The organism is Streptomyces sp. PT12 (genome assembly GCF_003311645.1).
Taxonomy (GTDB): domain Bacteria; phylum Actinomycetota; class Actinomycetes; order Streptomycetales; family Streptomycetaceae; genus Streptomyces.
In genome coordinates, this window is the sequence record NZ_QEST01000235.1 from 236155 (window position 1) to 250020 (window position 13866).

Sequence of the window (13866 nt, forward strand, 5' to 3'; positions counted from 1 at the left end):
CTCACCCCGCCATCAGCGGGCGAACGCTTCCGGCCGCGCTCAGCGCCCGGTGCAGGGCGAGTTCGGCCGTGGCGCCCTCGGCGAGCACGATCCCGGTGCAGCCCCGCTGGTCGGTCAGGTGCTCCACCGCGTCCCCCGGCGCCGCCGTCGGATACCACTCGGGCGAGCCGGGGAAGGTCGCCAGCGCGTCGAGCCCGCTCCAGCCGGTCAGCCGCCCTGGCCGCTCCGGGTAGACGAGGGCGAACGCGGTCGCGGGCCCGGGCCCTGAGCCCGGCGCCGCGTCCCCGTCGAGCAGCGCGGGGCGGCGGCCGAGCGCCGTGTCGACCAGGGCGTCGTAGACGTTGGTGCCGAGCCTTCGGCACAGCGCCTCGCCGACCATGGCGCCGCCGATCCTGCGGTTGATCTCGACAAGCTCGGGCCCCTCGCCGGTGAGGACGAACTCCACGTGTCCAAAGCCCTCGTGGCCCACCGCGGCGAGCAGGTCGCCCACCCAGGCGGCGACGCGGGCCGCCTCATCGGCTGGCAGCGCGACCGGGAACGACGCGACCTCCTCGCGCCCCGCGGGCTCGGGCGACATCTGGCGGCTCGTGACCCCGAGCAGCCGCGTCTCGCCCTCCCAGCTCAGCGTCTCCGCGCTGTAGACCGGGCCAGCCACCAGCGGCTCGGCCAGCAGCCGCCCCTTGAGCGGGGTGCGCGACGCGGCGTCGAGGGCGGCGCGCAGGGCGCGTTCGTCCCGCACGAGCCACACCCCGCGCGACGACGTTCCCGAGGTGTCCTTGAGCACCGCGGGCAGCCCGACCGTGGCGAGCACGACGGCGGCGCCCTCCGGCGCAGGCGGCACGGCGTGGGCCACTAGGCGGCTGAGGCCCTTGGCGTGCAGCGCCTGTCTGACCCGCAGCTTGTCGCGCACCAGCCGGACCGCCGCGGGGTCGGGTCCCGGCAGGCCGAGCCCGGCGGCGATGTCGGCCGCGGCCACGCTGAAGGTGTCGGTGGAGTTGATGAGCCCGCCCAGATCGGGGATCGCGCCCAGGGCGGCGGCGCACGCCGCCGTGTCCAGGGTGTCGATGTCCACGATGTCGAGGGCCCCTTCGGGCAGTTGGTCCAGCTCGTGCCGGTACACGGCCCGGTCCTGGGTCAGCAGGCACAGCCGGTGCCCGGCGTCGTCGGCGGCCCGAACGATGCGGGCGAGGCCGAAGGAGAGCAGTTCGAGCGCGGCGACGGTCATGGGGTGGGCTCCTCGGGGTACGCCCTGCGGCCCCACTCGGTCACCGACCAGGGGGGTGTGAGGTCGGCGAGGCGCGTGATCTGGTGGGGCTTCAGGGAGCGCGGATCCGGCGCCTCGCGATGGCGGGCGAAGGCGCGTTCGGTGTAGCGGTGGCCGGTGTCGGGGCCGATGACGAGGCACATGCGGCCGGCGTTGCGCGCGGTCTCCCACCGGCTGGCGAGATACGCGGCGCCCGTGGAGAGCCCGGCGAAGACCGCGTGGTTGCGCAGCAGGCCCACGGCCCCGGCCATGGCGTGCCTGAAGTCGATCCAGTGCAGCGCGTCGTAGAGCTGGTGGCGGACGTTGCCGAACGGTATCGAGCTGCCGATGCCCGCGATGATCGCCTCGGGGTCGCTGAAGCGCTCGCTGCCGAACGTCACGCTCCCGAACGGCTGGATGCCCACGAGCCGCACCTCGACGCCGCGTTGCCGAAGTGGCAGCACCAGGCCGCCCGTTGACGAGCCGGTGCCCACCGCGCCGATCACCGTCAGCTCGCGCGTGGGCAGCGCGGCCTGGACCAGGTCGGCGAACTCCTCGTAGCCCGCGTAGTGGACGGCGTCGTGGTACTGCCGCATCCAGTGCATGTCGGGCCGCCCGTCGACGAGTTCGCGCACGCGCCGCACGCGCCGCTCCTGGTCGAGGCGGAGGTCCTGGGACGAAGGCATCTGGTCGACGGTGGCGCCGAGCACCTCCAACTGCACGCGCATCGTGGCGTCCACGGTGGTCGAGGCGACGATGTGGCAGCGCAGGCCGTAGCGGTGGCAGGCCATGGCGAGGGCCAGCGCGTAGATGCCGCTCGAGCTGTCGACCAGCGTCTGGCCCCGGCGGATCGTGCCACGGGCCAGCAGGGTGCGCACGGCGCCGAGCGCGGCGTAGACCTTGAGCGTCTCGAAGCGGGCCAGCACGCTGGCGGGCCCGAGGCGCACCAGGTCGGGCTCCTTGATGGCGTCCGTGATGTGCTCGTGCACGGGCGGCGGGCCCGGGGCAGCGGGCGGGGGTGGTGTCACGGGGGTTCCTTCGGTGGGGGCGCGAAACGGACGGAACTGGCTGAACGGGGTGGGGTGGGCTGAACGGGGTGGGCGGTGTCAGCCGGGCTGCGGGCGGGTGCCCCTGACGATGAGCCGCCGGGAGGTCTGGCCGTAGGGGGAGGCGTCGAAGCCGCCGAAGCACTCGACGGCGGTGAACCCCGCCTCCTCGAACAGGGCGCACAGCTCGGCCGCGCTATACAGCCAGCAGTGGATCGACGCCTCGCGCGCGGTCCCGCCGCGCACCAGGGTCCAGTCGGTGCGCAGCCGCCGCCAGCTGTCGAGGACGGTGTCGCGCTGGATCACATAGCCGTCGTCCAACTCGACGACCTGCGGGCGGCCGATCCAGCCCGCCAGGACCTCCTTGCCCATCACGTCGATGAGCAGCCGCCCGCCGGGGACGAGCGAGTCATGGGCGTTGCGCAGCACGCGGACGTTGTCTTCGTGGTCGTCGAAGTACCCGAACGACGTGAAGACGTTGAGCACCACGTCGAACGCCGCGGGCCTGACGAACTCCAGCATGTCCGCCCTGACCAGCTCCGCCTCCGCCCCGGCGCCCGCGAGCGCCTTGCGCGCCCCCTTGAGCATCGACGCGCTGAGGTCCACGCCCGTGACGGCGTCGCCGCGCCGGGCCAGCGGGACGGCGAGGACGCCGGGGCCGCAGCACAGGTCGAGGACGCGGGCACCGGAGCCGAACGCCAGCAGCGGCGACGCGTCGACCAGCCGCGCCACCTCGTCCCAGCGGTGGGCGGGGAACATCGTGGACGAGAAGTCGGACCAGAGGCTCTCGTCCTCGTACCATCGCATGCGGTGACCACCTCGAATCGAGTCGTCCCTTACTCGGATCCGTGCGTTTTCCAGGGCGAGTGAATGGAGCGTTTCCACCGGGCCAGAAGGAGCCGGAGGCGATCTCGATCGTGCCCCGGGCGCCATTCCGCAAAACACGGAATTGCATGGCGCATATCTGGATTTCCGCGGGAACCGCGTCGCATTTTCCGGCGACCGGGAAAGGGGACGACCGCCCGCCGCACCCTTTCGCCGCCGCTGGCGTTCGGCCGTCGGCGTTCAGCCGCTGGCGTTCAGGGGCCGCCCGCCTCGCTCTCGGCCGTCGCGAGCAGCGAGATCAGCGTCTGTCTCGCCCTGGCCACCCGGGACCGCACGGTCCCGATGGGGCAGCCGCTGGCCTCGGCCGCCTCCGCGTACGGCATGCCGAGGACCTGGGTCCGCCAGAACGCCAGCGCGCGGTCGGGGGGCAGCCGCGCCAGCAGCTCGTTGAGCGCGATCCACTCCTCGAACCCCGGGACGTGCCCATGGCGCGTGCTCTCCGCCGCGGACATCCAGTCGGCCGTCTCGGCCAGCCGAGGGCGTGAGCGCTCGTAGCGGATGCTGTCGATCAGCGCCCTGCGGGCGATGACCAGCAGCCAGGTACGCGCCGACGAGCGGCCCTCGAAGGCCGGGAGGCTGCGCAGCGCGCGCAGCAGCGTCTCCTGCGCCAGGTCCTCCGCGGCCTGCGCGTCGCCGCTCAGCCGGGTCAGATAGCGCTGGACGTCGCCGCGCACCGCGCGCACGAACGACTCTTCAGCCCGTCGGTCGCCGCCGCGCGCGGCCAGCGCCCACGTGGTCAACGTCGCGTCGTCGGGGGGTGGTTGCTCGCCGCGTGACACGGCAGCGAGTGATGAGGTCACGGTCCTTGTCGCCTTTCGCGAAAACCGCGCCGCGCACGGGGGAGCGGCGCGATGACGGGGAGGCCGGGACCGCGGGGGCCCCGCCGGGGGGCGGGGAGAACGTTGTCGTCAGGCGGGCGCGACCCGGCCGTGGCACCGCGCTGTCACGAGGACAGCGAGCGCGGCAGGGGGCGCGCGCGAGCCCATGCGCCGGGCGAGCAGCGGCTGCCTCGGTGTCGCGCCGCGCCGTTCGCGCCCCGTGGCCGCGCGCGGGGGAGGGGCGGGGCAGCGGGGGAACGCCACGCGCAGCAGCGGCACGAGCACCCGCAGTGCGGCCCAGCGCAGCAGCCGGAAGACGGCGCGTTCGCCGTATCTGAGCCAGACGGCGCTCAGCAGCCCCGCGACCACATGGAGGGCCACCATGCCGACCGTCCCGCCCGGCATGGCGTGCGGCGCGGCCGTGGCCGTGTCGCCCCATGGGGGCGGGCCGCCCGGCACGTGCCCGACGTGCGAGGCCAGGCCCGCGTCCGTCACCACGCGCAGCGCCTCGCCGAACGACAGGGGATCGGCCGTCGAGGACTCGCACAGCACGTGCCCCGCCATCCGGTGCACCGCCGAGCCCGCCATCGGGTCGGGCGCGGGGGCGGCCGGGGCGCCGCCGCGCACCGAGAACAGGCCGTGCAGGAACGCCTGGGTGACCAGCGTCGCCGCCGTCACCGCGACCGCGCCGCGCTCCCGCCCCGCGAGGGCCACCGCCCCGGCCCAGACCGCGACGAACGCCGCCGCGAGCGCCAAGCCCGGCAGGTGATCCCCCGACATCGCCATGTGACCCGAAGCGGCGAGCAGCACGCAGAGCGCCGAAAAGACGGCGGCTCGCGCGCCACGCAACACTCGGCCCGCTTCCATAACGGCACCATGGTGGCATCGCGCGGGGAGGCTGACGATATCCGGAACAGGACTTTCTTCGGGCGAAAACGAAAGGCGGAAGGGCGGGAACTCGACCGCCCTTCCCTACGACTTCTCAAGTGAATGGGGCGTGCGCCCCCGCGGTCACCGGCGCGCTCACCAGTCCAGCTCGTCGCAGCCCTTGTGGTCGGCGGGCTCGACCTGGAGCGTGGCGTGGGCGACCCCGTGCCGCCGCCGCAGGACGTCGCGCGCGTCGTCGAGGACGGCGTGCGTGTCGGCGCGTTCGGTCGCGACGAGGTGCGCCGTGGCCACGGGCATGCCCGAGGTCAGCGTCCACAGGTGCAGGTCGTGCACGTCGGCCACGCCGTCGATCGCTGCCAGGTCGTCGGCCACGGCCTCCGCGCTCATCCCCTCGGGGGCGTGCTGCCCGAGCACCGCAAGCACCTGACGGCCCAGCATCACCGCGCGCACCACCACGAACGCGCCGATGGCGAGCGCGATCACGGTGTCCCACAGCGGCGACCCGGTGGCCGCGACGAGCCACCCGGCGACGATGACCCCGACGGATCCCGCGGTGTCGGCGACGACCTCGAGATAGGCGCCCCTGACGTTGAGGCTCTCGGCGGCCCCGGCGCGCAGCAGCAGCAGCGCCGCGACGTTCACCGCGAGGCCGATCGCGCCCACCACCAGCATGGGCCCGGTCTCCACCTCCGCGTGGGCGCCCACGCGCCCGATGGCCTGCACGACGATGTAGGCGGAGACGCCGAACATCATCAGCACCGCGAGCGCCGAGGCGAACACCTCGGCGCGGTACGAGCCATAGGTGCGGCGGCCCGTGGCGTCGGGGCGCGTGGCGATGCGGGTGGCGACCAGCGCGGCGGCCAGGGTGACGACGTCGGCGGCCATGTGGCCCGCGTCCGAGAGCAGGGCGAGCGAACCGGAGATCAGCGCGAAGGCCAGCTCCACCACGAAGTAGGAGCCGACGATGAGGAACGAGACCGTGAGGCGCCAGCGGTGCCTCCCGGTCGCGGAGGTCAGGCCGTGGTCGTGTCCGTGACCCATGTCAGCGGTCTCCCGTGCGCTCGGGGTGGATGGCTTCGGTGTGTTCGGTGTGGGCGACGGCCAGGTCGAGGAGCATCCGGACGTGGGCGTCGTCGAGCCGGTAGTAGGCCATGCGGCCCGAGCGGCGCGCGGCGACCACGCGGTGGGCGCGCAGCAGGCGCAGCGCGTGGGACGTGGCGGACTCGCTGAGGCCGCTCACGGCCGCCAGGTCGCACACGCACAGCTCGCCCTCGCGCAGCGCGATCAGCAGCCGCAGCCGCCCGGGGTCAGCCATCAGCCCGAACACCTCGGCGGTGTCGGCGAGTTCGTTCTCCACCGGCATCCGGGACCGCACAAGGTCCACGCGGTCGCCGTCGACCACGCGGACGGAGCACGCGTCGGCGGATATCGGCTCATCCGAATGCCTCTTCACATGTGCATGGTGGGGCCCGTGCGGCGCTCCCGTCAAAGGCTGCACTGGTGACCGTTGTCAATGCCGATCAGCGGCGCGATGTCGCAGGTCAGAGGCGTGGCGGCCCCGGGTCCACGCCATGCGCCGCGAGCGCCCGCGCGGTCGGCCGACCGGCCGTCGCCGGTCATCTCCAACGCCCTGTTGCGCGCCGGGGGTTGGGCCGGTCGTCCACGACGCGACCGCCCGACGATAGACAGCCGCGGCGGCCGCCGAACTCGGCGTCGCCTTCCGCCAGTTCACGACCGCGGCCCTCGACCGCTTCCTCGCCGTCAACGGCACGTTCTCCGCCCCGTGGACGAGGACAGGGGCGCGCACACCACCTGTCCCGACGCGGCGGCCGTGCTCCCCGAATCCGTGCGCCAGCCCAGCCCAGCCTGGGCCCCGAATGGCGGGCACGCCACAGGACACACGCCTGCCCGCCATTCGGGAGAAAAGGAGACCACGAGCCAGCGGACATTTCTCGGCATTCTCATCGACGTGCGCGACGACATTCCTTGTGTAGCCTTACGTCGCGCGGCCGTCCCCTCCCCGGCCGCCCGGTGTGGAAGTGCCGCCGTCCGAGAATGAGAGGTGTCGCGAAAGACATGGAAGATGTTTTCGACAAGAGAATCGCGCCCATCCTCGAAAAGGCCATGGGCGAGATCTCGGACTGGCCCTATTTCCGCGCCCTGACCCCGAATGGACCCGGCGAGGTCATCGTCGACGGGCGGCCGAGTGTCATGGCGGGCTGCAACGACTACCTCGGCCTCTCCTGCGACCCCCGCGTGACCGAGGCCGCCGCCGAGGCCGTGCGCCGCTACGGCGCCAGCTGCTCGGGCTCCCGCAGCCTCAACGGCACGATGGCCCTGCACGAGGAGCTCGAACACCGCATCGCCGTCTTCCTCGAACGCCCCGCGGCCCTCGTCACCACGACGGGCTTCCAGGCCAACCTCATGCTCACGGCCCTCCTCGAACGCGGCGACACCGTCTTCAGCGACATGTCCAACCACGCCTCGCTCGTCGACGCCGTCCGCCTCAGCCCCGCCGCGCGCCGCCGTTACCGCCACCGCGACCTCGACCACCTGGAGCGGCTGCTGAGCGCCGCGGGCCCCGACACCGCCAAGCTCATCGTCACCGACGGCCTGTTCTCCATGGAGGGCGACGTGTGCCCGCTGCCCGGGCTCGGCACGCTGGCCGGGCGCTACGGCGCCCGCCTGATCGTGGACGGCGCCCACGACATCGGGCTCCTGGGCGAGCACGGGCGCGGCGTCGCCGAGCACTTCGGCCTCATGGACGCCGTCGACCTCCAGACCGGCACCCTGTCCAAGTGCTTCGGCTCACTCGGCGGCTTCGTCGCGGGCCCCGAGCACCTCGTCAGATTCCTGCGCTACACCGCGCGGCCCTTCGTCTTCACGGCCGCCATGTCCCCCGCATCGGCCGCCGCGGCGCTCGCCGCCCTCACCGTCATCGAGACCGAACCCGACCGCAGACAGCGGGTGTTCAACCACGCCGAGCGGCTTCACAACGGGCTGCGCGCCCTCGGCTACACCACAAGCCCCTCGGTCACCCCCGTGGTCCCCGTGCACATCGGCGACGAGCTGCTGTGCCTGCGCACGTGGCAGGAACTGCTCGACCACGGCGTCTACACCAACGCGGTGATCCCGCCCGGCGTGCCCTCCCACCGCTCCCTCATCCGCGTCACCGCCCAGGCCACCCACACCGACGAGCAGATCACACGGATTCTCGACGCGTTCGCCGCCGTGGGCCGCCAGCTGGGCCTCGTTCCCCGCGGCGCACCCGAGGACTACGAGCCGGTCGACCTGGTCCGCCCGCGCCGCCACGCCGCCGCGCCGCTCCCCGCCGAGAACCCCTGACCCCCGACGCCTCCCCGCGGCGCGCGCGGCCGACCCTGTGGTCGACAAAGCGCCGCAGCAGGGGCGCGAGCACGCCCCCGAACCGCGCGAGCAGCCCGCCGATCCGGTCCACGCAGATCACGGGCCGCCCCCGGTCCACCCCCGCCAGGATCCGCGCGGCCACCACCTCGGGCCGCAGCGGCGCGATCGTGCCGCTGACCGCGTCCGTCTCGACCGGGCGCGAGGGCCGCTCGGCCGCCAGCTGCGGGGTGTCCACGTCCGGCGGGAACGCACACGCCACCCGCACCCGGTGCGGCGCCAGCTCCCCGCGCAGCACCTCCGACAGGCCCCGCACCGCGAACTTCGCCGCCGCGTACGCGCTGTACCCGGGGACCCCGATCAGCCCGGCCACCGACGAGATCGTCACCACCGTGCCACGCCCCCGCGCCACCATCTGCGGCACCACCGCGCGGATCGGCCACAGCGTACCGAGGTAGTCCACCTCGACCAGCTCGGTGAACGCCTCGTCAGGCAGCGCGAGAAAGCGCCCAGGCCGCGACTGCCCCGCCGAGGTGACCAGCACGGCACACGGGCCCGCCACGCGCACCAGACCCTCGATCGCACGGGTCACCCGCGCCCTGTCGGTCACATCCGCCACGGCCGTGTGGACCGCGACGGCCCCGCGGCGCCGCAGCCCCGCCGCGGCCGCGTCGAGGCGTTCGGGCCCCCTGGCGAGCAGCGAGACGACCGCGCCCCGCTCCGCGAGGGCCGCCGCGGTGGCCAGACCGATGCCGCTCGAACCCCCCGTGACAATGGCGTGTTCACCGGGACGGAGCCACGATCGCTGACGCAGAGCCACACCATCGGCCTTTCCTGAGGGGTAACGCGGAAAGCCCTTTATCGCACGCCCGCCGCGCGCCCGCCTCTTGGACAGGCCAGGGCGCACCGCCAGGGAATGGCCGGGCGAAGAGCCGAGGAAAGGCGCGCCCGCCCGTTACCATCCCCGCCATGAATTCGAGCGAGGCACCATGACCGCGCGCACACGGCTTTCGGCCGTCGACGAACTCCTGCTCGGCCACCGCGGCACCCCCGAGACCATCGGCGCCGCGGCGCTCTTCTCGGGCCCGCGCCCGGACCTCGCGGTCCTGCGCCGCAGGATCTCCGAACGGTGGGGCGCCCTGCCACGGCTCGGCCTCGTGCTCACCGAGCCCGGGCCGCCCCGCGCGCTGCGCCGCCACACGTGGGAGCCGCGCCCCGGCTTCGACGCCGCGGAGCACGTCGTCGAGACGGGCCCGATCGACGACATCGCCGACGCGTTCCTGCCCCTGATGACCCGCCCCCTGCCACCCGGCAGGCCACCGTGGCGCGTCCTGTCCGCGCCCTGCGGCGACGACGGGTTCGCCCTGATCCTCGCTGCCCAGCACGCCCTCCTCGACGGCCGCTCGCTCGACATCCTGCTCAACCACTTCCTCGACGGCCCCCCGAACGCCCCCGCCCCCGACGTCCACGCCGGGCGCACCGGCCTCCGCGCCGCGGCCGACCGCGCCATCGGCCTCGCACGCCCGGGCCACGCGCTGTGGGAGCCCTCGGGAACGCCGCCGTGCCCGGCCGTCGCGTGCGCCGAGATCCCGTTCCGCGACATCCTCGCCGCCCGCCGCACGGCCCAGGGGCGCGTCTCGTTCTACGACATGGTCCTGGCCGCCGTCGGGGGAGCGGTGGCCGAGGTCTTCCCCGGCGCCGACGCGCCCGTGCACGCCCTGGTCTCGATGGATCTGCGCACCCGCGCCACGGCCCACCGCCTCGGCAACATGGTCACCGCAACCCGCGTCCCGCTGCCCACGGCCCCCGGCGCGCCAGGCGCGCGCCTGGCCGCGTGCCACGGCCTGGTCGACCACTCCCTGACCGCCCCCCGCTGGGACGTGGCCGCCCACCTGCTCAACGCCTCGGCGCTGCTCGGCTCCTGGGCCCTGCGCCGGGTGGCCCACCGGGGCACGGCCCCCGCCTACACGCCCGTCGACTGCATGGTCCTCGCCGTCGAGCCCGTCCCCAGGACGCTGGGCAGCGCGACGCTGCGGCGCCTGGTGGCGATGCCGCCCCTGCCCGCCCCCGCCACCACGGGGTTCGCCATCGTGCAGTACGCGAGGACCGCCACCCTCACCGTGGCCACCCACACCGAGGCGCCCCACGCGCGCCTTCTCGCGGACGCGTTCGGCGGACAGCTCGCCGCGCTGGCCAGGGGCGCCGCGAGCCGCAAGAACACCGACCGGGCACGGTCAAGGAACGAGCGGGCCCCGCAGGGCTCTTGACCCACCCCACGCCGCGACTCCCACGCCGCGACTCCCACGCCCCGGCCGCCCGCGCCCCGGCCGCCGGGGCAGGTGCGTTGCTCAGCGGCGGCCGCCGCCGCCACCGCCCAGGCCCGCGAGGGCCCACAGGTCGTTCCCCGATCCGCATGGCTCGACCGTCAGCCGGTCGCCCGCGCCGCCCAGGCACTGGTCGCCACCGCTGGTGCGGATCCGGCTGCCGCCACCGCCCTGCTCGTCCAGCCACCACAGCTGGCCGCCCGACGCGTGGCAGGGCCCCGCCCCGACCTGGCCGCCCGCGGGCTCGACGCAGGGCCCGCCGCCCGTGCCCGCGAGCGTGAACAACTCGGCGCCGCCTGGGCCCGCGTCGCGCTGGCGCACCGTCAGGTCCCAGAGCATGGCGCCGAACGACGAGCCGCCACACTCGACGAGCGCGGGCCCCCCGTTCCCCCCTGACCCGGCGCAGCGCCCCGTCCCCACGTGGTAGAGCACGACCGCCGAGGAGTCGGAGAGGTCTCCGCCGTCGGGCGACCGGTCGCCGGGGCGCCCCCAGTCACCCCCGCCAGGCGCGTCGGGCCAGCGCTCGTCCGAGTCATCGGCCGGGGCCTCGGGCTCCGTTTCCGCGGGGGTCTCGGGCGGGGTCTCGGTCTCCGGTGGCGCGGACGGCTCGACCGGCTGCTCCTCGACGGGCTCCTCGCTCTCGATGGGGGTCGGCTCGGCCGACGCCTCGCTCTCGTCCGCCGTTTCCTCGTCGGACGGGGCCGCATCGGCCGTCGGGCGCGGGCTCGCGCCCGAGGCCCTGGCCTCCTCGTCGTCGCCGCCGATGAACAGCAGCGGGCCGCTCAGCAGCGCCACCCCCGCGATCGCCGCGGCGACCAACAGCCCCATCCGACGCCGCCCGCCACCCTCCGCGGCCTTGGCATCGGCATCGGCATCGGCCTCCGGCTCGGGCGCGGCGACGACCGGCACCGCCGCGGTCGCCGCGGCGTCGGCCGCCGCGCCACCGGGAACGAGCGCCGCCCTCGCCGCGCTGAGGTCGGCGGGCGGAAGCGTGACGGCCCGGCGCACATCGAGCGGCCCGGGTATGCCGTTGTCCTGCTGGGTCATCGGGTCTCCGTTTCGTCGACGGCGGGGGCCAGCGGCCCCGTGCAGCGCGCGGGCCACGCCACGTCCGGCGCCGCGCCCGGCAGTCGTCCGATCGCCGCGTCGAGGCGGGCCAGCACGGCGTCGTCGGTCGCGTCGGCCCCCTCGCCCCCCTCACCCTCCTCGCGCGCGAGGGTCAGGGTCGTGCCGTCCAGGTCGCGAACCTCGAGCACGCGGAAGGCCGTTCGCGGAGCGAACACCACCTCGGCGCCCCCGCCCTTGAGCAGCGGCGCCACGCTCCGGCCCGAGACGGACCACAGGGCGAGGCGGTCCCCGCCTGGCGCGGGCTCATCGTGGGCCACGAGGCCGCTCACCGGCGCGGCGTCGGCCACCGTGGCCCCGGGCGCGAGCGCGGCCCCCGCCGCCCCGGCGCGCAGGACGAGCCCCTGGTGCGCGGGCAGCCGTTCGAGCCCCCTGGCCACGCACGCGGCATACGCCCGCAGCGCCTTGTCGCCCGCCCCCGAGCGCAGCGCGCCCGCGAGCGTCGCATGGTCGAACGGCTCGTCCGCCGCGTGCAGATAGAGCCGCAGCGCGATCAGCTCGGCGCGCGCCGCCTCCCGCTCCTCGCCGGTGAGCGCCTGCATCCCGGCGAGCACGGGCTCGACCGCGGCACGGTGCCGCCGCCACGCCCCATCGGCGAACGCCCGGAACGCCGCCCGCTCCGCCTTGCCCCCCGGCGCGGCGGCGGCCCCGCCCCCGGCAGCGGCGGGCGCGGTGCGGGCCACGCCGACCGCCGCCCTGCGGCCCTTCGCGCCGAAGTGCAGTGACCGCAGGCCGTGTTCGGTGGCCAGGCGCCGCGGCTCCGTCTCGCCGCTCCGCGGGGTCCCGTGCACCAGCAGGGCCGCGCGGCGGCGGACGTCCCGCGGCAGCTCGCCCAGGAGCTGGCCGAGCAGCGGCCACACCGACGCGTCGAGCTTCTGCCCCGGCCTGCCCACCTCGATCGCTGGCCCCTCGGGGTCGATCGGCTCGAGCGTCGTCAGGGGCCGCGCGCCCTTGGCGGTGCGGACCCACAGCCCCGCCCTTGTGACGCTGGCGATCCAGCGCTCTGACAGCGGGATGTCGCCGTGCTCGCCGACCTCACGGGCGGGGAACGGCGAGGCCAGGTCGAGCGGGCGCGGCGGCAGGGCGTCGGACTTCCTCGGCGCCGGGTGGCACGCGACCGCGCCCACGAACGGCTGCCACCGCGGCAGCCCGTCCGCGCCCAGCGGGGCCGCCACCGCCCCGTCGCGCCCCGGCCGCAGCAACGGAACGCCGCTGAGCACCACGACCTCGTGGCCGCGCGCGTCGGCGACCGCCTGCCCGACGGCGAGTACGTCCCGCTGCCCACCCGGGACGAGCCGCACGGCGGGGGCGATCTCGTCGGGCAGCGCGCCGAACACCGCGAGCACGTCCTCCACCGGCACCTCATCGCCGCCCGGCACGCCCACCACCAGGGCGGGACCCGCGGGGTCGACCGGCAGGGACAGGCTCAGGCTCACGGGGCGCACGGCCTCGGACTCCGCGGCCCTGATCAGCAGCCCCGCTGGCAGATGCTCGACCAGGCTGCCGCCAGGCGCGGCCGCGGGCACCGCGTTCAACGCCTCGCCCCACGGCGGCACCGGCAGGCGAGGTCCGAGCTCGACCGGCTCGGCGCCGGGGGCGAAACGCCGCCAGCCCGCCCGTTCACCGCACGAGAACAGCGCCCCACCCGGGACGGCGAGCAGGTCACCCACGGGCGCGGTGACCTCGATCCGCCACGCGTCGGCGATCCGGCGCGCGACCGGCGGACCATCGGGCGGGTCGGCGCCCGTGTCGGACATGGCCAACCACACGGCGTGCACGCCCCGTTCGCCGAGCGAGTCGAGCACCGCGCCGAGGTGGCCCCACAGCCCGTCGGCCGCGGTGGCGCGCGGCGACACGAGCACGGTGACCGCCCCGTCGCCCGGCGTCCCGGCCAGGTCGGCGACATCGGCCGCGCCGAACGTGTCGTCGCCCGGGGTGTGCAGCAGCACAAGGCCGTCGCGCTCCTCGGTGAGCAGCGAGGGCGGCGGGGGAACGGGGCGCTCGGGTGGGGACGCGCCGCGCCCGCGCGCCTGGCCGACCGGGCTCGGGCGGGCGGTGGTCCGACGACTCACAGATGTACTCCGATGCTGGGGCTGGAACCGGCCCCCGCGCGCGGACGCGAGCCGGTGACAGGGCGCGTGGGGGACTCCGGCAGTCCGGGAAGCCCGAAGCGT

11 protein-coding genes and 1 pseudogene are annotated in these 13866 nt (G+C 75.3%); 2 read left to right on the forward strand and 10 right to left on the reverse strand.

What is annotated here, in order from left to right; translation table 11 throughout:
* Position 1 precedes the first annotated feature (1 nt).
* The 7 genes from DEH69_RS25370 to DEH69_RS25400 all read right to left on the reverse strand — a co-directional run bounded on the left by DEH69_RS25370 (position 2) and on the right by DEH69_RS25400 (position 6333).
* A complete protein-coding gene (locus DEH69_RS25370; RefSeq protein WP_113689293.1) occupies positions 2–1225 on the reverse strand; it encodes an ATP-grasp domain-containing protein in 1224 nt (407 codons plus the stop codon).
* Positions 1222–2271: a pyridoxal-phosphate dependent enzyme gene (locus tag DEH69_RS25375; protein WP_113689294.1), complete on the reverse strand. Its 1050-nt coding sequence runs from the start codon at positions 2269–2271 to the stop codon at positions 1222–1224. The genes DEH69_RS25370 and DEH69_RS25375 overlap by 4 nt, the downstream gene beginning before the upstream one ends.
* A 78-nt stretch (positions 2272–2349) precedes the next feature.
* Positions 2350–3096, reverse strand: a complete 747-nt coding sequence (locus DEH69_RS25380) for a class I SAM-dependent methyltransferase (protein WP_113689295.1) — start codon at positions 3094–3096, stop codon at positions 2350–2352.
* 272 nt (positions 3097–3368) lie between these two features.
* Positions 3369–3974, reverse strand: coding sequence for a sigma-70 family RNA polymerase sigma factor (locus DEH69_RS25385; protein WP_113689296.1), 606 nt, complete (start codon positions 3972–3974; stop codon positions 3369–3371).
* Between the two features lie 108 nt (positions 3975–4082).
* A complete protein-coding gene (locus tag DEH69_RS25390) occupies positions 4083–4841 on the reverse strand; it encodes a PE-PGRS family protein (RefSeq protein ID WP_147255837.1) in 759 nt (252 codons plus the stop codon).
* Positions 4842–5015: 174 nt separating this feature from the next.
* Positions 5016–5921 carry a cation diffusion facilitator family transporter gene (locus DEH69_RS25395; protein WP_113689298.1) on the reverse strand — a complete coding sequence of 302 codons (906 nt, stop codon included), beginning with the start codon at positions 5919–5921 and terminating at the stop codon, positions 5016–5018.
* Between the two features lies 1 nt (position 5922).
* Positions 5923–6333 (reverse strand): metalloregulator ArsR/SmtB family transcription factor, encoded by a 411-nt coding sequence (locus DEH69_RS25400; protein ID WP_309302904.1) that lies wholly within the window; start codon positions 6331–6333, stop codon positions 5923–5925.
* Positions 6334–6956: 623 nt separating this feature from the next.
* On the opposite strand from DEH69_RS25400, the gene DEH69_RS25405 reads away from it, so the two are divergent.
* A complete protein-coding gene (locus tag DEH69_RS25405) occupies positions 6957–8225 on the forward strand; it encodes an aminotransferase class I/II-fold pyridoxal phosphate-dependent enzyme (protein ID WP_258534950.1) in 1269 nt (422 codons plus the stop codon).
* A 238-nt stretch (positions 8226–8463) separates the two neighbouring features.
* Here the strand turns inward: DEH69_RS25405 and DEH69_RS33125 are convergent.
* Positions 8464–9150: pseudogene (locus DEH69_RS33125) on the reverse strand (SDR family NAD(P)-dependent oxidoreductase); the annotation flags it as partial.
* 82 nt (positions 9151–9232) lie between these two features.
* Between DEH69_RS33125 and DEH69_RS25415 the strand changes: the two are divergent.
* Positions 9233–10510 (forward strand): wax ester/triacylglycerol synthase domain-containing protein, encoded by a 1278-nt coding sequence (locus DEH69_RS25415; protein WP_113689301.1) that lies wholly within the window; start codon positions 9233–9235, stop codon positions 10508–10510.
* Positions 10511–10591: 81 nt separating this feature from the next.
* On the opposite strand, the gene DEH69_RS25420 is transcribed toward DEH69_RS25415, so the two are convergent.
* Both DEH69_RS25420 and DEH69_RS25425 read right to left on the reverse strand, forming a co-directional pair.
* Positions 10592–11614, reverse strand: coding sequence for an RICIN domain-containing protein (locus DEH69_RS25420; protein ID WP_113689302.1), 1023 nt, complete (start codon positions 11612–11614; stop codon positions 10592–10594).
* Positions 11611–13764, reverse strand: coding sequence for a hypothetical protein (locus DEH69_RS25425; protein ID WP_147255841.1), 2154 nt, complete (start codon positions 13762–13764; stop codon positions 11611–11613). The genes DEH69_RS25420 and DEH69_RS25425 overlap by 4 nt, the downstream gene beginning before the upstream one ends.
* Positions 13765–13866: the final 102 nt, after the last annotated feature.